This window comes from Marinobacter sp. Hex_13, from assembly GCF_001566815.1.
In the GTDB taxonomy this organism is placed as follows: Bacteria; Pseudomonadota; Gammaproteobacteria; order Pseudomonadales; family Oleiphilaceae; genus Marinobacter; species Marinobacter salarius.
Genome location: NZ_LSMM01000012.1, coordinates 1 through 18,057 on the forward strand (window position 1 = coordinate 1; position 18,057 = coordinate 18,057).

The 18,057-nt window shown below is 57.3% G+C and carries 16 protein-coding genes; 8 read left to right on the forward strand and 8 right to left on the reverse strand.

Going from position 1 to position 18,057, the window contains the following annotated elements; all coding sequences use genetic code 11:
• The 6 genes from AXW11_RS03525 to AXW11_RS03550 all read right to left on the reverse strand — a co-directional run.
• Positions 1–3,486: hybrid sensor histidine kinase/response regulator (locus tag AXW11_RS03525; RefSeq protein WP_286791842.1), on the reverse strand; the 3,486-nt coding region annotated here is incomplete at its 3' end.
• A 52-nt stretch (positions 3,487–3,538) separates the two neighbouring features.
• A complete protein-coding gene (locus tag AXW11_RS03530; RefSeq protein WP_091643969.1) occupies positions 3,539–4,045 on the reverse strand; it encodes a hypothetical protein in 507 nt (168 codons plus the stop codon).
• 98 nt (positions 4,046–4,143) lie between these two features.
• Complete coding sequence (locus AXW11_RS03535) at positions 4,144–5,910, reverse strand: sodium:solute symporter family protein (protein ID WP_075195298.1); 1,767 nt, start codon at positions 5,908–5,910, stop codon at positions 4,144–4,146.
• 6 nt (positions 5,911–5,916) lie between these two features.
• On the reverse strand, positions 5,917–6,180 hold the full coding sequence (locus AXW11_RS03540) for a DUF4212 domain-containing protein (protein WP_007154785.1): 264 nt from the start codon (positions 6,178–6,180) through the stop codon (positions 5,917–5,919).
• Between the two features lie 208 nt (positions 6,181–6,388).
• Complete coding sequence (locus AXW11_RS03545) at positions 6,389–7,099, reverse strand: 3'-5' exonuclease (RefSeq protein ID WP_075195297.1); 711 nt, start codon at positions 7,097–7,099, stop codon at positions 6,389–6,391.
• Positions 7,100–7,116: 17 nt separating this feature from the next.
• Positions 7,117–9,033, reverse strand: coding sequence for a putative nucleotidyltransferase substrate binding domain-containing protein (locus AXW11_RS03550; protein WP_075195296.1), 1,917 nt, complete (start codon positions 9,031–9,033; stop codon positions 7,117–7,119).
• A gap of 185 nt (positions 9,034–9,218) precedes the next feature.
• Here AXW11_RS03550 and smrA point away from each other — a divergent pair, with 185 nt between their 5' ends.
• From smrA to AXW11_RS03590, 8 genes are all read left to right on the forward strand, one after another.
• Positions 9,219–9,797 (forward strand): DNA endonuclease SmrA, encoded by a 579-nt coding sequence (gene smrA, locus AXW11_RS03555; protein WP_075195305.1) that lies wholly within the window; start codon positions 9,219–9,221, stop codon positions 9,795–9,797.
• 40 nt (positions 9,798–9,837) lie between these two features.
• Complete coding sequence (locus AXW11_RS03560) at positions 9,838–10,029, forward strand: hypothetical protein (RefSeq protein ID WP_040474675.1); 192 nt, start codon at positions 9,838–9,840, stop codon at positions 10,027–10,029.
• Between the two features lie 71 nt (positions 10,030–10,100).
• Positions 10,101–10,586 (forward strand): (2Fe-2S)-binding protein, encoded by a 486-nt coding sequence (locus AXW11_RS03565; RefSeq protein WP_075195295.1) that lies wholly within the window; start codon positions 10,101–10,103, stop codon positions 10,584–10,586.
• Between the two features lies 1 nt (position 10,587).
• The gene (locus AXW11_RS03570) at positions 10,588–12,792 is read left to right on the forward strand and encodes a xanthine dehydrogenase family protein molybdopterin-binding subunit (protein ID WP_091643966.1); all 2,205 of its coding nucleotides are present in this window, start codon (positions 10,588–10,590) and stop codon (positions 12,790–12,792) included.
• Positions 12,793–12,907: 115 nt separating this feature from the next.
• On the forward strand, positions 12,908–13,534 hold the full coding sequence (locus AXW11_RS03575) for a methylthioribulose 1-phosphate dehydratase (RefSeq protein WP_041334971.1): 627 nt from the start codon (positions 12,908–12,910) through the stop codon (positions 13,532–13,534).
• Positions 13,531–14,091: a 1,2-dihydroxy-3-keto-5-methylthiopentene dioxygenase gene (locus tag AXW11_RS03580; protein ID WP_091643964.1), complete on the forward strand. Its 561-nt coding sequence runs from the start codon at positions 13,531–13,533 to the stop codon at positions 14,089–14,091. The genes AXW11_RS03575 and AXW11_RS03580 overlap by 4 nt, the downstream gene beginning before the upstream one ends.
• Entirely contained in the window at positions 14,088–14,780 is a 693-nt protein-coding gene (gene mtnC, locus AXW11_RS03585; protein WP_091643961.1) for an acireductone synthase, read from the forward strand. The genes AXW11_RS03580 and mtnC overlap by 4 nt, the downstream gene beginning before the upstream one ends.
• 90 nt (positions 14,781–14,870) lie before the next feature.
• Positions 14,871–15,836: a DUF3080 family protein gene (locus tag AXW11_RS03590; protein WP_091643959.1), complete on the forward strand. Its 966-nt coding sequence runs from the start codon at positions 14,871–14,873 to the stop codon at positions 15,834–15,836.
• A 36-nt stretch (positions 15,837–15,872) separates the two neighbouring features.
• Here the strand turns inward: AXW11_RS03590 and tfpB are convergent, their stop codons facing one another.
• Both tfpB and AXW11_RS03600 read right to left on the reverse strand, forming a co-directional pair.
• The gene (tfpB, locus tag AXW11_RS03595; protein ID WP_091643956.1) at positions 15,873–17,675 is read right to left on the reverse strand and encodes a type IV pilus assembly ATPase TfpB; all 1,803 of its coding nucleotides are present in this window, start codon (positions 17,673–17,675) and stop codon (positions 15,873–15,875) included.
• Positions 17,676–17,688: 13 nt separating this feature from the next.
• Positions 17,689–18,057 (reverse strand): DUF2069 domain-containing protein, encoded by a 369-nt coding sequence (locus AXW11_RS03600; RefSeq protein WP_041334981.1) that lies wholly within the window; start codon positions 18,055–18,057, stop codon positions 17,689–17,691.

Consider the following 18,057-nt stretch of genomic DNA (forward strand, 5'->3'; position numbering starts at 1 on the left):
CAGTGCTCGCAATGCGGCTGGTTTCACCGGTTTATAAAGGATCTGGTAGCCCCTGTTGATCGCATCCTCCCTCACGTCCGGAGCCATATAGCCGGTAATGAGTATGCCAGGTATATCATTGCCGATCTCGTCCCTCAATGAGTCCATGGCGTCGAGCCCATTCCGGTTATCGTCCAATTGGTAGTCGGCCAATATGATGTCCGGTTTCGTGCCGTTCAGTTTGTCCCGAGCATCCTCCAGACTTTCGGCTGTTGTCACGTCACAGTGCCAGTTATCCAGCAAGGCACTCATGCCATGGAGGATAGCAGGGTCATTATCGATACAGACCACGTGAAGGCCTCCCAGGCTCGATACACGCCGCGACGCGGGTGCAGATTTGGTGGTGCTCTGGTCACTTTGCTCGGCCGGCGCAACTGGCACGGTGATGCTGAATACGCTGCCGAGTCCCTGAACTGACTGTACGTTCACCGGGTGATTTAGCATGCCACAGATGCGGTCGACAATCGCGAGCCCCAGACCAAGGCCTTTTTTGTCCCGGCCCTGCTGAAAACGACGGAATTCCTCGAAGATGTGAGTAAGCTGGTCTTCCGGAATACCCGGCCCGGTATCCCATACCTCAATGCGGATATACCCTTTCAGACGCCGACAGCCCAGCAGGATTTTCCCACTTGGGGTGTAACGAATGGCGTTGGAAAGAAAATTCTGGATAACGCGCCGCAGCAGTTTTGAGTCTGATCGTACCCAGGCGCTGCTGGGGACAACATGAAGATCCAGGCCCTGGTCTTTTGCGATGGCAGAGAAATCGGTTGCCAGGTGCCGCATGATCTCGTTAACCGGAAACACACCGATATCCGGTTCCAGTGCACCGGCGTCCAGCTTTGAGATGTCCAATAGGGTGCTGATGATTTCTTCGGCGGCGCCCAGCGAGCTGTCAATGTGGTCCACCAGTTCGGTCATTTCAGGATCCCTGGCTTTACCCGCCAGAGCCGAGGTGAACAGGCGCGCGGCATTCAGGGGTTGGAGAAGGTCATGACTTGCTGACGCCAGGAAGCGGGTTTTGCTCTGGTTGGCCTGTTCAGCCACGGATTTCGCCTTGAGCATCTGCTCATTGATCACCTGGAGTTCCTGGGTGCGTTCTTTGACGCGCTGCTCCAGGTAGATATTGGTTTCCTTCAGCGCTTGCTCGGTCCTTCGCATAGCGGTGATGTCCTGGAAGGTGGTTACGTAACCACCTCCGGGAATCGGGCTACCATCAATCCTCAGTACGGTGCCGTCCGGTCGTTGTCGCTCGTAGGACATCGGCCGACCCTCGCGCATGCTGGCGCAGCGATCAGCAATGACCTCGTCGATTCGTCTCGCTGGCAGGTTGGCACTGGTCAGGTTGTACCGCATCAGGTCTTCCACCGGACGGCCGACCCGGACGAAGCCCTTCGGGTAGCTGAATTGCTCCAGGTAGCGGTGGTTCCATACCACCAGCTGTTGTTGGTGGTTCACGACGGAAACACCCAGGCTGATGTTTTCAATTGCCGATTGCAGTAATTCCCGGCTGAAGGTCATGGCCTGCGAGGCTTCATCGACGATGCTCACGACGTCCTCGATCTGCATGTCCCGCCCGGTGAGCGTGGACTCCAGTACCACGCGTGCCGTGGACGCCCCGATAACCGATGCCAGTTGCCGCTCAATGAACTTCATCAGGTGTGACGAAGCTGGCCTATGAGGGTGCAGGCGAATGGCGTTGCGCCGCTCGTAGTTGCGGAAGATGGCTTCGGCTCGCTCTTCCCCCATGAAACGGTCGGAGATTGCCTGCAGATCAGAGGTCAAGATTTCACCCTGCCAGCTCTGTTGCTGCGGCGTCTCAGCTCTCGGTTGGGGATCGTGGAAGAACGAGGCGATCTGGATCTTTTCCCGCACCCGTTGGCGGGTCAGCATCGAGAGAACGATGTAGGTAACGGTGTTGATGCCCAGGCTCCAGATAATGCCGTGGCTGGTCTGATCAAGTTCAGAACCGAAAAGAGCCGTGGGCCTTGTCCAGTTAATGCCCCAAACCCCATGATCAATAAGGGTATCGCTTAACCAGCCAGTGGATGCCAAGGCGGGTAACAACAGGGTATAGCACCACATCAGGAAACCAAGACCAAGGCCCCAGACAGCGCCGGTATGGTTGCCCTTGCGCCAGAGGATACCTCCGACAAGTGCAGGCCCGAACTGGGCCGCTGCGGCGAATGAGAGCAGCCCGAAGGCCGTCAGGCTGTAATCCGCTCCTGCCATGCGATAGAACCCGTAGGCAGTGAGTAGCACCACGAAGATAGCAACCCGTCGAATGCTGAGTAGCAGGTAGCTGAGATCGGAACGTTTGTTCATGCCGGGGCGGAAGAACTTCAGCAGCGCCGGCATGATGATTTCGTTGCTGACCATGGTTGCGATGGCGACCGAACAGACGATGACCATTGCTGCCGCCGCTGATCCACCGCCCAGGAATGCCAGGATAGCGAGCCATTGTTCTCCGGCCAGAATTGGCAGGTTCAGAATCAGAATGTCCGGATCGGACGCGCTGGCTTCCGGGGACAACAAGCCTGCTGCCGCAATAGGTAGAACAAAGGCGCTGGCAATAATCAGGTAAATCGGCATCGCCCAGCGGGCGGTTTCAAAATCCCGGTGGTCGGTGTTTTCCACCACCATGACATGGAACTGTCGGGGTAGGCAGATGATTGCCAGCATGGCCACCAGCGTTTGGGTAATAAAAGCCGGAGCCTCTACGCTGTCGGTGGTCAGTGTGCCGACGAGCCCGGCGCTGCGGACATTGCCCCAGAGATCACCGAAGCCGCCATAAAGACCATAGATAACGAACAGGCCAACGGCCACGAAGGCCACGAGCTTTATCAACGACTCAAAGGCCACTGCCTGTATCATGCCCCGGTGGTGCTCGGTTGACTCGAGGTGTCGGGTACCGAACAGGACGGTAAATACTGCGAGTACCAGCGTGATATACCAGGCCGAATCGTTCCATGCAGCGGTACTGAGTTCATTGGGTTCCACGCCAGTGTCCGAGAGCACGCTAAAGCCCATGGAGATGGCTTTAAGCTGCAGGGCGATGTAAGGAACACTGCCGATCAGCGCGAAGATTGCCACCATGGCGGCGAGTGACTGGGATTTGCCATAACGGGATGCTATGAAGTCCGCAATCGAGGTGGTGTTGTTGCGCTTGCTGATGAAGATGATACGGCGCAACAGGGGAGCGCCAAAGACAAAAACGAGTAACGGGCCGAGATAGATTGGCAAAAAGCCGAGCCCCTCCTGAGTGGCTCGGCCTACGGCACCGTAAAACGTCCAGGAGGTGAAGTAGACCGCCAGTGACAGAGCATAGATATGGGTACGTGCCAGTCGGCGACGGTAGAGACCAGGATGCTTGTCGCCGGCCCAGGCAATAACAAAAAGAATCGAAATGTAGGTGATGGAAATTAAGACCAGCAACCAGGCACTAATCATAGTTCGCTCTTTTTATTCTACCCGGGGTTCTCGGGAGCGGTTTGGGGTATCGTCATTCGCCGCAAACGGTCATCAACAGTTTGTCATGCGGGTCCAGTTTTTTCATGTTATCAAGCCGTGGGGCGCCGTCTGAACCCAGTGGTACAAGTTCGCGGGTATTGCAGTTAAGAATATGAATCCGATGAGAAACAGCATCGACCATTTTCTGCTCAAAGCGATACAGGGTGAAGCGCAAAACGTCCGGGTTTGACGGGGTTTCGCTGATGCTTTTGGTATCGACTGTCGAGAAAGCATTGACGTAAGGGAAGAAAAACGTCCACGGGCGCCAGAGAATGCCGTTGCTCTCTGTGTCCACGATGACAGCCTCTTCGGGCATCAGGGACTGTTTCTGTTCAAACCAGGTGTATTCGGTGTAGATGAGGTACCCGAGCATACCAGCCCCGGCAAAGACTGGAATGATCCACTTCGGAGCGAGGTTTCGGGTAATCGCCCGAATTCCGAGCGCAATACCTGCGGCTCCCAGGCCGCAAACAACGGTAGCGACAAACGTCCAGAACATAAAACGGGTTTCCTTAAAAAAGAACGGGCTCCCTCACAGAGGAAGCCCGTTCGTCATCAACCTTCTAATTCATTCAGTGAATTAGGCTGATTCGTTGCTTAGTGGTCGTGAGCCTGACTCGCACCACGTGGGTAGCGGACGCTTTCAACCAGTTCCTGAATCTCAACGGGCGGTTCTTCAGTTGCGTTGGACACAATGAAGGCTACCGCAAAGTTAACGACAGCACCAACTGCACCGATAGACAGGGGCGAAATGCCCAGTACCCAGTTTTCTGGGGTGTCTGCCAGGTTGTTGGTACCCGGAATGAACAGCCAGCCCTTGTACACAAAGATGTACGCCAGGGTGAAGCCCAGACCGGTCAGCATACCGGCGATTGCACCGACATTGTTAACCCGCTTGGAGAAAATACCCATCATCAGTGCCGGGAACAGGGACGCTGCTGCGATGCCGAAGGCTAGTGCAACAACTTGTGCCGCGAAGCCCGGTGGGTTTGCACCCAGATAGGTGGCAACACAGATTGCGACTGCCATCGATATTCGGGCTGCGAGCAGCTCGCCTTTCTCCGTGATGTTGGGATTTATCGAGCCTTTGATCAGGTCGTGACTGACTGCCGACGATATTGCCAGCAACAGACCGGCTGCCGTCGACAGGGCTGCCGCCAGACCACCAGCGGCAATCAGGCCGATAACCCATCCTGGCAGGTTGGCGATTTCCGGGTTGGCCAGTACCAGGATGTCCCGGTTAACGACCAGCTCGTTTCCTTCCCAGCCACGGGACTGAGCTGTGCTTTCAAACTCAGGTGAGTCGTTGTACAGCTGAATACGGCCGTCTTGGTTTTTGTCCTCGAACTGGATCAGCCCAGTGACTTCCCAGTCCTTGATCCAGTTTGGACGCTCATCATACTGGATCGGCTCTGCTTGGGTGCCTTCCGGGTAGATGGTGGTCATCAGGTTCAAGCGAGCCATGGAAGCAACAGCCGGTGCTGTGAGGTAGAGCAGGGCGATGAAAACAAGCGCCCAGCCTGCAGACCAGCGAGCATCCGCTACTTTTGGCACAGTGAAGAACCGGATAATGACGTGAGGCAGACCAGCGGTACCGATCATCAGGGACAGGGTAAACAGAACCATGTTCAGTTTGTTGTCCACATCAGCGGTGTACTCGTTGAAGCCGAGATCCGTGATGACCTGGTTCAGCTTGTCCAGGATCGGCATGCCAGAATCCACGTGAGTCGAGAACAGACCCAGCGGGGGCAGGGCGTTACCGGTCAACTGTAGGGAGATGAAGACCGCAGGGATGGTATAGGCGACGATCAGTACGCAGTATTGAGCCACCTGCGTATAGGTGATGCCCTTCATGCCGCCGAGTACGGCGTAGACAAATACCACCACAGCCGCAATGATCAGACCCATGGTTGATTCGACTTCAAGGAAGCGGGAGAAGGCTACGCCGGCACCCGCCATCTGGCCGATGACGTAGGTTACAGAAGCTACGATCAGACAGATAACTGCCACCAAGCGAGCATTTTTGCTGTAGAAGCGGTCACCAATGAACTCGGGAACCGTAAACTTACCAAACTTACGCAGGTAAGGCGCCAGAAGCATGGCCAGCAGAACGTAGCCGCCTGTCCAGCCCATCAGGAACGTCGAGTTTGCATAACCACCAGCGGCAATCAGGCCCGCCATGGAGATAAAGGATGCTGCGGACATCCAGTCAGCACCGATCGCCGCACCGTTGGTGATCGGGTGAACGCCGCCGCCGGCAACGTAGAAATCACTCGTACTACCGGCCTTCGCCCAGATGGCGATACCGATATAGAGGGCGAATGAGCCGCCCACAAATAATAGGTTAATGGCAAATTGACTCATTCGAACTTACTCCTCATGCACGTCGAATTTTTCATCGAGCTTGTTCATCCGCCAGGCGTAATGGAAGATCAACGCGATGAAAGTAAGAATCGAACCCTGTTGGGCGAACCAGAAGCCGAGGTCGGTTCCGCCAATGGGGATTCCGGCGAGCATGGGGCGAAGCAGTATCGCAAACCCATAAGACACGAGGGCCCAGACAATAAGGCTCCCGAATATAAGGCGTAGGTTCGCCTTCCAGTAGTTCACAGCATCGTAGTCATGACCTGACATAGGATCACTCCTGTATTGTTGTTGTGGAGGTTGGGTGGGTTTTCTGTGAAGTGTTGGTTGTAGAGAAATTATTATTCATATAGTTCTTCTCCGACGTGATGTCCTATTCGACTTTACCCGTCAAGCGATAGATAGATATTGGCAAAAGGTCTAATTCTCAGTTATTTGAGGGCCAAAAGGTCTGCAAACGCGACACAGTTCCGGGGCTCTAGCCTTGTCGATGGATATTCTTCAGTTGTCGGTAGTACTTCAGTTTGCCATTGAAGTCACGCAGGCTGGTGACACCGCTTTTTTGTGCCTTATTGATAACTGCGAGGGTTAACTCAGCCGTCACCATGGCGTCGGCAGCGGCATGGTGGCGGGCGCTGACTTCCAGGTCGAAAAAATCGGCCCAGTTGTCCAGTCCTTTGCCCCCGGTTTTGGAATTGGGGAAGTAGGCGGGAAGCATCTCGGCGACATCGAGCCAGGTGTGGGGCTGGGTGTAGCCCAATGTTTGCTTGAGAGCCTTTTCAAGGAATTTCTGGTCAAAGGCGGAATGGTAGGCAAGGATAGGGTCGCCATTCATCCATTCCAGCAGATGGAGCAGTGCGTCTTCAGTCTCATGTCCCTGAGTCAGGGCTTCCGGCCCAATGCCGTGGATGAGTACCGTCTCGCTGATGTCCAGCTCCGGGCGACGCAGGATCAGATCAAACTGGTCACCCAGGTCAATGGCGTTGTGCCGGATAGCCACCGCGCCAATGGCGATGACATTGTCTTTTGCCGGGTTGAGGCCGGTCGTTTCCAGATCAAGTACGATCAGCCGGCAGTCTGACAGGCGCTGGTCTCCGGCGGTTTTTGGCGTTGGCAAGTGTTCTCGGTCGTGACCACCGGTGCTGCCGGCCCTGCGCCGTTCGATCCAGTCTTTGATCTGCTCCAGCATAACTGTTGACCCGGTTTTCAGAGTTGGTAGGTGATTTCCAGTTTCTGTTGCAGGCGTTGTGCCTGGCGGAAGGATTCGCGAAGAATCCGGCGGTCCAGCGGGTTAAGGTCATCCGGGTTTATATAATTGGACAGGGGCTCGCCCCGGTCCAGCATTTCCTGGTGTGCCCTCATCCGGATAGCCTGGATCAGGCTGTAGGCCTCCTGCCATGCGTTGGCGTCTTTGGTGTCAAAGACACCTTTTATGGCGAGCTGTTGCATGCGCTCCAATGTGTTGGCCGAGCCGACGCTATTGGCGAGGGCAAATACCCGAACGGCTTCCACGAAAGGAGCAAGCCCCTGGCGCTTCAGATCAAGTGTGTTTTTCTTGCCATCCGGGGCATAACGGAAGTTGCGGAACATGGTCAGGGGAGGTTTGCGGGTAATGGCGTTGCCCGCCAGCATCTTCTGGAACAGGTCGTTCTTGCGTATGCGCGTAAGCACTTTATCCAGCAATCGTTCCAGTGGTTCCATTGGCCCGAATACCGCCCGCATGTCGAGAAAAATGGACGAATACACCAGATTCTGCGGGGTTGAGGCGTCAATGAAACGGGCAAACCAGTCATCCCACTCCCTGCCGCTAAGGCACAGTTTGGGATTGCTGGCCATGATATTACCCTTGCACAGGGTAAAGCCGCATTCCGCCAACTCCTTGTTGACGGTTTCCGCGAAGGGCAGCAGTTTTTCCCTGACCTGTTCCTCGGTCATCCCCTCCGGTGTCTGGAACAGGATGCCGTTGTCCTGATCCGTTAACAGGGTTTGTTCCTGCCGACCTTCGCTTCCGAATGTCAGCCAGGTGAAAGGGATGCCGGGGTCGTTCTTCTTGATGTTCAGTTCCAGGACCCGTCTTACAGTGACATCGTTCAAGGTGGTAATGATTTTTACCACCTGACCGGAATCGGCCCCGTGAGCGAGCATCGCGTCCACCAGCCGGGACACATCCTTACGGAGGCTGACCAAGGTGCGGAGATGACTGGCAGTGCCAATGGTCCTGGCAAGGTTGACCAGATCGACCCGCTGAAGCGAGAACAGATCACGCTCGGATACCATGCCAATCAGTCGGTGCTCGTCATCCACCACGCAAATGTGAGCAAAGTGATGCTCTGCCATCAGCATGGCGGCTTCAAAAGCATCTGCGTTGGCTGTGAGGCAGCAGGGGTTCCGGGTCATGACCTGGCCGATAGGCGTGTCCAGAGGGCCCTTCTCCTCTGCCACCATGGTGCGCAGGTCCCTGAGGGTGAATATACCCGTAGGATGCCGTTCGTCATCGGTGATCACGATGCTCCCGACACTGTTTTCGTGCATGCGCGCAACCGCTTTTCGGACCGGGAGGTCCGGCGAGCAGACGATGGGGTTGCGAATAGCGTAACGTTCCAGCGGGGTGTCCAGCGAGTTACTGGAACCAATGGAAGCCATGGCGCCGGTCTGTATGCGCTGATTCACCTGATCAAGCAGGCTGCTGACGCCGCGAAGGCAGAAATCACGAAAGGGATCACTCTGCGAGAACAGCATGACAAAGGTGTCGTGTTCAATGCTCAGACAGAAGGTGTCTCCGGAGGCGCGATGCAGTGTGCGGGTGGGGCGTTCTCCAATCAGCGCGGCCAATGGAAAACATTCGCCCTGGCTGATTTCAAAGGTGGTTTCGGTTTCTCCGTCCCTGTCTCGCTCCCGTTCGCCGCGAATACGGCCCTGTTTGACCACGTAGAACCGTTGCACCGGGCCGTCGTCCGGTGACAGCACTACATCGCCATCGGCGTAGAATCTCAGCGAGGCATGCTCGGCATAATGGGCCAGATGTGCATCGTCCATGTTTGAAAAAGGCGAATGCTCCCGCAGAAATGCCATGATGGCACGGGTATTCTGGGGGCGTGCACTGTCTTGCGATGCGGCAGTCATAATCGCGGTCCGTTGTCGTGCTTATGAGCCTGAAGTGTAGACCAACGGTCTATCTACCGGCCCTACGATGGTTGTCTGAGCGCGGGCCAGCCCCGGCCCGGCAGTGGGTAGGGCGAGGGGCCTCCTTTATGATGGGTGAGCCGGGTGGTAAAGTCCATGCAACTTCGACCGTAAATGATATCGCCATGACAACCAAAGATGAGCGCCTGAGCTTCCTGGAGGAAATGAAGGATGTCCGCCGTATCCGGAAGCCGAACAAAGCCGATGTTAAAGCCCCAAAGGATCTGACCCCAGGGCACCTTGAGCGTCAGCGGTCCGCCATAGATCAGCCGCACAGAGACTGCAATCCACTGACGGCGGATATGGTTGAGCCTCTGACAGCGCACGATGTTCTCTGTTGGCAACGGCCCGGAGTTCAGCATGGCGTATTCCGTAAGCTCCGTCTTGGGCAATACCCGATCGAAGCGCGCCTGGACCTGCACCGGATGACCGTTGAAGAAGCGCGTCGGGATGTATTCGGCTTCATTAATGATTGCGTGCGCTATGGACTTCGATCCGTCATTATTCTCCACGGCAAGGGAGAGCGTAACCCCGACGGTATCGCCCAGCTCAAGAGCCATCTGGCCAAATGGCTGCCAGAGTTGGAAGATGTGCTGGCGTTTCATTCGGCCCAGAAGCGCCATGGCGGCACCGGCGCCGTCTATGTCATGGTCCGCAAGGGCGACCGCGACAAACAGCGTAACCGTGAGATTCACGGATCCTGACTATTCACCCAACGCCGATAAGATCGGTCTGGAGGTAAGTGTGAAGCAACTGATGTTGGTACTTTTCGTGGTAGCGGCACTGGCCGGATGTAAAGACCGGGTTATGTGGAATGACAACGGCAAGGTGGAAGAGGCAACAACCGACCGCGAGGTCTGGGACTCCCAGGGTAAAATGGAAACCGGCGAACGGAAGATCTGGACGGATAAGGACGGCAACGACGTCATCAAATAAGAACGCTCAGCGTTCATAATAATAAAACTCAGCCGGGGCCAGTGCTCTGGGCAGCAGGGGAGAGAACAACCATGGCCGTGAGCCTTACCGTTAATGGCCGGGAACGGATGCTCGACATAGACAGCGATACTCCGCTGTTGTGGGTGATCCGCGATGAACTCGGACTGAAAGGTACCAAATTTGGATGCGGCATGGGGCTCTGCGGCGCCTGTACCGTGCACCTGAACGGGCATCCGGTGCGTTCCTGTTCCACCCCGGTAGAATTGGCCGACGGTGGGGATGTGACGACCATCGAAGGTCTGTCGCAAGATGGAAACCTGCATCCTTTGCAAAAGGCATGGGTCGAACATGGCGTGCCCCAATGCGGTTACTGCCAGTCCGGCCAGATCATGAGCGCCGCCCACCTTTTGCAGCACAACGACGCTCCCTCTCACGATGATATCGTCGCGGCCTTGAGCGGAAACCTTTGCCGTTGCGGTACCTATTCCCGCATCATCGCGGCGGTTGAGTCTGTGGTTGTTGACGACGCTGCCCGACCTGATCGGGGGGAAGCGTAATATGTCCATGAATCGACGCGATTTCCTGAAGGTAACCGCCGGCTCCTCCGGCGGGCTGGTCTTGTCCCTGTCGCTTCCGGGCTGCGCTGGCATCCAGAATGGTTATGATGAGCAGGATGGTAGCTGGAAACCGGATGCCTGGCTGGAGCTGACGACCGATGATCAGGTCTACTTCACCTTGGCGCGTGTTGAGATGGGGCAGGGAACTTACACTGGCCTGACCACCCTCATTGCGGAAGAGCTCGGGGTGGCGCCAGCCTCCATCAAACCGCGATTTGCCCCTGCGGCCCCGGAATACCGTAATCCCCTCTACAACCTGCAATTGACCGGCGGCAGCACCAGTCTGGCGACCAGTTGGCAGCCGTTACGGGTGGCGGGAGCCTCTGCCCGTATGATGCTGGTTGCTGCCGCAGCCAATGTCTGGGAAGTCAGCCCCGCTGAGTGCCGGGCGGTCGAAGGCAGGGTCATCCATCCGAACGGGCGCGACAGCCTGGCTTACGGTCGGCTGGTAGAACTGGCGGCGAAGCAGCCGGTGCCGGAGGCTCCGTCACTCAAACCCCGTGAGGAGTGGAAGTACATAGGCAAGCAACGGGGACGCCTGGATGCCGAAGCCAAGTCCACAGGCGCGCCAATCTACGGCATTGATGTCGAACTTGAGGGCATGGTTTACGCGGTGGTGTCCCGCCCTGCGCGCTATGGCGCCCGGGTAAAATCATACGATGATACCGCCGCTCGCCGGTTGCCGGGCGTTCTGGATGTGTTCGAGATCGAGCGTGGCGTGGCAGTTGTGGCAGATAAATACTGGCGGGCCCGTAAGGCCCAGGACGCCCTGACGATCGAATGGGACAACGACGGCGCGTTGGATGTGTCCTCCGAACAGGTGTTCTCCTCGTACCACAAAGCCGCCGATGAAGACCCGGGGGAAAGCGAGCGCAGCGAAGGTGATTATGACGACGCACAACAAGGTGCGGAGCGCGTGGTGGAGGCCAGTTATGAGCAGCCTTACCTTGCCCATGCGACGTTGGAACCGATGAATGCCACGGCGTGGTATCGGGACGGCGCCATTGAAGTCTGGGCACCGACCCAGGCACCCGATCTTGGTCGGATCGCGGCTGCGAGGGTGACGGATCTCTCGCCCGATGAGGTGACCATCCATACCACCTTCCTAGGCGGTGGCTTTGGGCGCCGGCTGACCAATGATTACATCGAGGAAGCGGCGTCTGTCGCCTACCGGGTACGCAAACCGGTCAAGCTGATCTGGTCTCGGGAAGAAGATACCCGTCACGATGTTTATCGTCCGGCCATGCTGCACCGGATGCGGGCCAGTGTCAGCGGCGATAACGTCACTGGCTGGCACCATCAGATTGTTGGCCCGCAGATACTGGACTGGTACGTACGAAATGCGGCACCAGCCCAGTACCCCTGGGCTCCGAAATTCCTGTACGGCACTCTGGGGCGCGTTGGGCTGCTCGCCGAGGGTGTCGCGACTCCGAAGGATCATTCCGCCATCGAAGGTGCCATAGAATATCCGTATCGGGTGCCGAATATCGACATACGCCATACCCACACAGATCCGGGGGTGCCGGTGTCCTGGTGGCGGTCTGTGGGTTTCTCTCACAACGGCTTTGCTGTTGAAACCTTTATGGATGAGCTGGCTCATGAGCAAGGCCAGGACCCGTACCGGTTCCGGCGCTCATTGATTGATCACGAACCTAGACACCTGGGCGTGCTGGACAGGGTTGCCCAACTTGCCCAATGGGATAGCGCCGCACCCGAAGGGCGGGCCCGTGGCGTTGCCCTGTTCCGCAGTTTTGGCACCTACGTGGCCCAGGTGGTTGAGGCCAGCGTTGAGTTCGGGGAAATCCGGGTGCACAGGGTGTGCTGTGCTGTGGATTGCGGCCAGGTGGTCAATCCGGACATTGTTCGCGACCAGATCGAGGGCGGTATTATCTTTGGCCTCACGGCAGCGCTCTACGGCAACATTACCCTGGAAGGCGGACAGGTCCAGCAAAGTAATTTTCACGATTACCCGCTCATGCGTCATGATCAGCGGCCCGAGGTGGTGGTGGATATCATTGATAGCGATGAATCGCCCACCGGTGTGGGGGAGCCCGGTGTACCTCCGGTGATACCCGCTTTGGGTAACGCGTTATTTGCCCTGAGCGGGAAGCGCCAGCGCAGCCTTCCGCTGAAAGCCACGGTATGATCCATGGCTTTCCAAGCCGACCGGTGAGCGTTCGTCGGCCTTTGCGGGCGGCACGCTCATCCTTATAATGGTAATCATCAAGCGCTGATCCGGCGTGTCTGTTCCGAGGTGATTTTTGTTTGACGTAACCCGCTACGCCATTGCCGCGCAGTCCATCATTGATGCCGGCCGGTTTCTCTACGGCCAGGGCTGGTCGCCGGCTACCAGCAGCAACTATTCGGCGCGGATCGATGATGAGCATATCGCCGTCACGGTGTCCGGCCGACACAAAGGCCAGCTGGTGGCGGGTGATGTCATGGTGGTGGACCTTTCTGGTAACCCCATCCAGAGCAATGCACGATCGTCGGCGGAAACACGTTTGCATACGGTTCTTTACCAGACCTTTCCGGACGTTGGTGCGGTGTTGCATACCCACTCTGTCAAGGCAACGGTGTTGAGCCGGCTGCTGCCCGCCGGAGAACCGCTGAAGTTACAGGGGTACGAGTTACAGAAAGCGTTTTCCGGGGTTGATACCCACGAGTCGCAACTGACCGTGCCGGTGTTCGACAATACTCAGGATATTCCGGCGCTGGCGGACCAAACCAGAGATTGGTTTCGTCAGCATCCTGAACAACCGGGTTACCTGATTCGTGGGCACGGCCTTTATACCTGGGGCAGGACCATGTCAGACTGCCTGCGCCACGTCGAAGCCTTTGAATTCCTTTTCGAATGTGAGCTTGAAACCATGAGGGTCCGCCGATGACAACCTTGAGTATTTTTGACCAGAGTGTGCCCGAATCCCCCCGCATCGTGACCGAAGACGCGGGCAAAATCGCTAACCTGTTGGCAGAGCACGGCGTTCGTTTTGAGCAATGGGCTACCCGGGATCTGCCTGCAGACGCGTCATCTGATGACATTCTTGAGGCCTATTCCGGTGAGATCCAGGCGCTGAAGGAGGAATGTGGCTTCCAGGCAGCGGATGTCATCAGCCTGAACCCGGACAACCCCCAGAAAGAGGCCTTCCGCCAGAAATTTCTGGATGAGCATGTGCACAGCGAAGACGAGGTGCGTTTCTTTGTTCGCGGGCAGGGTCTGTTTTACCTGCATTTTGGTGACCAGGTGTACGCTGTTCTGTGCCAGAAAAATGACCTTATCAGCGTGCCGGATGGCACACGCCACTGGTTTGATATGGGGCCGGAGCCTGCGTTTGCCTGCATCCGTCTGTTTACCAACCCGGAAGGCTGGGTGGCAGACTTCACTGGTGAAGACATCGCCAGCCGGCTGCCGCGCTATGAGCGCCTGGCGGGAGTGGCTGGATGATCCGCGTGATCCTGACGGATATCGAGGGAACCACCAGTTCGATCTCCTTTGTGCATGAGGTTTTGTTTCCCTACTCGGCGAAGCATATGGCCGAGTTTGTACGGGAAGGTGCGGCGGACAGCACGGAAATCCGTGAGCAGTTGTATGCCGTTGCCCACACATCAGGTGTCGCCAGGGAGGATATCGACGGGCTTGTTGAGGTGCTGGATACCTGGATTCGGGAAGATCGCAAGGAAACACCGTTGAAGGCCTTGCAGGGAATGCTCTGGGAGCAGGGTTACCAGCAGGGTGCTTTCCGGGGGCACATCTACGACGATGCCGCCGAGTATCTGCAGCGCTGGCATGATCGAGGTTTGCGGCTGTTCGTATATTCTTCCGGTTCTGTGAAGGCACAGAAGCTGATTTTCGGTTTCAGCGAAGCCGGGGATTTAACGCCATTCTTTTCCGGTTACTTTGATACCCGTATCGGCGGTAAGAAGGAATCAACTTCCTACAGCAACATCATCGACGAATTGGGTGTCGAACCCAGAACGGTGCTGTTCCTCTCCGATGTTGAGGCCGAACTGAAGGCCGCTGAGGACGCTGGCATGCGCACGGTCTGGCTTGTGCGTGAGGGAGATCTGCCGGACACGAAGCGGGCGGTGGCTACGGACTTTGCAGGGGTCGACAGGTTTCTGCAGCAGGGTTGACCCTCCATGGTGCCTGACGTTCGATGCCTGATAATGCCTTTGGTGTGCCTATATCTTGCCGGCTGCGCGCCGGATTCCGGTGTTCCAGATATGATGGATGGGTACGTTGTGAGCGTAGCCGATGCTCTGGAACTGCGCCCCGAACTCTCCGATATAGCCCCTGTTCCCCAGATCCCGCACCGACGGGAGCGCGTTCTCGACATGCCGGATCTGGACATGGGAATGCTCGATTTCCTGTCTCTTTACGGGTGTGAGTTGCAATACGTGGTCGGCGAAAGGAATTCGATCATGGGGCGGGTAATGCAACCGTTGAATCGATTGCGTTATGAAACACGGTTTATCCGTGCCGCTGAGACCTGTATTTCGGAGACCGATGGCGAGGATATACAGGAAGAACTGGAAGAGGCCATCGCCCATAAAACCGAGTCGCTCCCCATTGCGATATGGAACGCCACCTGGGGGGTGGAAGAGATTGAGCGTCTGTTTACCCTGTCGCAGGGATATTATCTCGGGAGCGGCGATGACAAGGTTCTGGCGGAGTTGTCTTCGGGCGTAAAGCGAGTCAACCAGACGGTCAGAGGCCTGCTGGACGGCAACACAGATGAGCCGTTGGATTATGTGGGTGGTGTGCATCAACTCTGGCAGGCAGAACATCGTGCGGGTCAGCTATTAAACAGCGCTCGGCTGATCACAGCGCGGCTTGAGGACGCAACGGCTCTGTTGACCAGGAGAGTGGAAGGGGCACCACTTTGCTCGGGGTCGGAGCCTGAAGCGCCGCCCGACGAGCTCGTGGATATCTATACCGACGGTTACGGCGATGATATTGAGGACTATCTCGGCCGCATTGAGCAGGCGAGGGAGGCGCTGATCAAACCGCTGGATACGCTCGCCGCCCAGCAGTCAGAGACCATGCCGTCTGCGTTCCGCGATTGGTATCGGCTCTATCTGGAAACGGGCAATACCGACAGTGTCTGGGGACAACTGGCCCGCGCCATTACGGCCCATAAAGAGCGTTGGCAGCAGTTGCTCACCCAGTGCGGAGCGTTTCCCCAGTAGCGCTCAACCATGTCTGGCATGATAACCGGGAGCGCATCAACGCTGGCTTTCGGGGGTTACCCGCAGGATTTCCTCGACCGTGGTGGAGCCGGCGGCCACTTTCTGCGCGCCGCTAAGCCGCAGGGATTTCATGCCATCCTTGTACGCATCCACTCTCAGTTGGTCCAGTTCGCACTGCTCGGTAATCTGCCGGATCAGGTTGCCGGACAGTTGCATGATTTCATACACGCCGGCCCGACCATAGTAACCGGTGTTTCGGCACTCCAGGCAGCCAACCGGGTGGTAGACCTGCTTGGGCATGGTGGCTTTCCAGGGTCGGGTCAGGCTTTGCCAGGCCTGCGCGTCCACCGGCCCTGGCGCCTTGCAGTGGGGGCACAGGGTTCTGGTTAGCCGTTGTGCCATTACGCCCAGCACCGTGGCACGAATCAGGTAGGGGGGGATGCCCAGTTCCATCAAGCGGGTGATGGCGCTGGGGGCATCGTTGGTGTGCAGGGTGGACAGCACAAGGTGCCCGGTCAGAGCCGCCTGAACCGCCATTTCTGCAGTTGCCAGGTCACGGATCTCACCAATCATGATGATGTCCGGATCCTGTCGCAGCAGCGCCCGCACGCCCGAGGCAAACGTCAGTTCGATGTTGGTCTGAACCTGCATCTGGTTGAAGGCCGGCTCCACCATCTCAATCGGGTCCTCGATGGTGCAGATGTTCACCTCGGGAGTGGCCAGTTGCTTGAGGGTTGAGTACAGGGTGGTGGTCTTGCCAGAGCCGGTAGGGCCGGTGACCAGAACAATGCCGTGGGGGTGATCGGTAATAGCCTGCCAGCGTTCCCGGTCTTCCTTGGAAAACCCCAGTTGTTCGTAGGACTTTAACAGCACTTCCGGATCAAATATCCGCAACACCATTTTCTCGCCAAACGCGGTTGGCATGGTGGCCAGCCGCAACTCCACTTCGCTGTTGTCCGGCTTTCGGGTTTTTATGCGGCCGTCCTGGGGGCGGCGCTTTTCCGCCACGTTCAGCCTGCCGAGAATCTTCAGGCGGCTGGTCACGGCCACGCCGACCTGGTCCGGGAATTCGTAGACGTTGTGCAGCACCCCATCGATGCGAAAGCGCACCTGGGTGACATTGCGCCGTGGTTCTATGTGGATATCCGATGCGCGTTGGTCGAAGGCGTACTGCAGCAGCCAGTCAACAATCTTGACCACGTGCTGGTCGTTGGCATCCGGGTGTTCGCTGGCCCCGAGGTCCAGCAGTTGCTCGAAATTCTGGGTACCGGCGGGGTTGGCTGCGTTGTTGCCGCCTGCCTTGCTGACGGAGCTCGCCAGTTGATAGAACTCAACGGTGTAACGGCGGATATCCTCGGGGTTGGCGACCACGCGGCGGATGTCTTTTCTCACCGCCTGGCGCAGGTTGCCTTCCCAGTCATTCTTGAAGGGTTCGGTGCTGGCGATGAGAACTTCATCCTCACCTATTTCAACCGCGAGAATGCCGTGTCGCTGGGCAAAGGCATAGGACATCACCCGGGCAATCGCGGGTGTATCTATCTTCAGGGGGTCGATGTGGTAGTAGGGCTGTTCCGCCCACTCCGCGAGCCACTGGGTCAGTCTGTCCAGATCCAGGGTGCGGCCGGTTTTCTGGCTCTCCAACCCGGCCTTGGCGACCAGTTCCAGTGGATGGCGCTGGCTAGCGGGCCCGCTGCCCCCTGTCTGGATACCAATATTGGCCGAGAGAACCCGTTCGGCATCCTCCTGGGTAATCTCACCACCGGTGACCAGCGCCGTGCAGATATCCCTCAGGGTCAAGGTACTTCTATGTGGCGCGGGTGGATGAGTGCTGTCGGCCATGATGCGTTCCCTGTCAGGTTTCGGTAACGGGCTGCGGACGGTTCACCTTAAGGTGGACCATGGCCACAGTAAACAGCAGGAAGGTCAGCACTGCGATGATCAGAGGGGTGATAGCGCCTTCGCTGAGCCAGGACGATACGACGTACTGGGTAAAATAGAAAATCACCACGAAACTGAGCCAGATGTAACCACGGTTGTGGCCCCGGAACACTGGTACGGCAAACGCCAGCAGCGGGACCAGCTTTACGCTGAGCATCAGCGTGACGGAAACGCCCTCGACCTGCACGGGGTAAAAGGTGCTGACAAGCAGGGCCGCCAGTGTGGCCAGATAAAGCAGTATGGTCAGTCGGGCGGTTATTCGGGCTTTGGGGTTGTGAAGCAT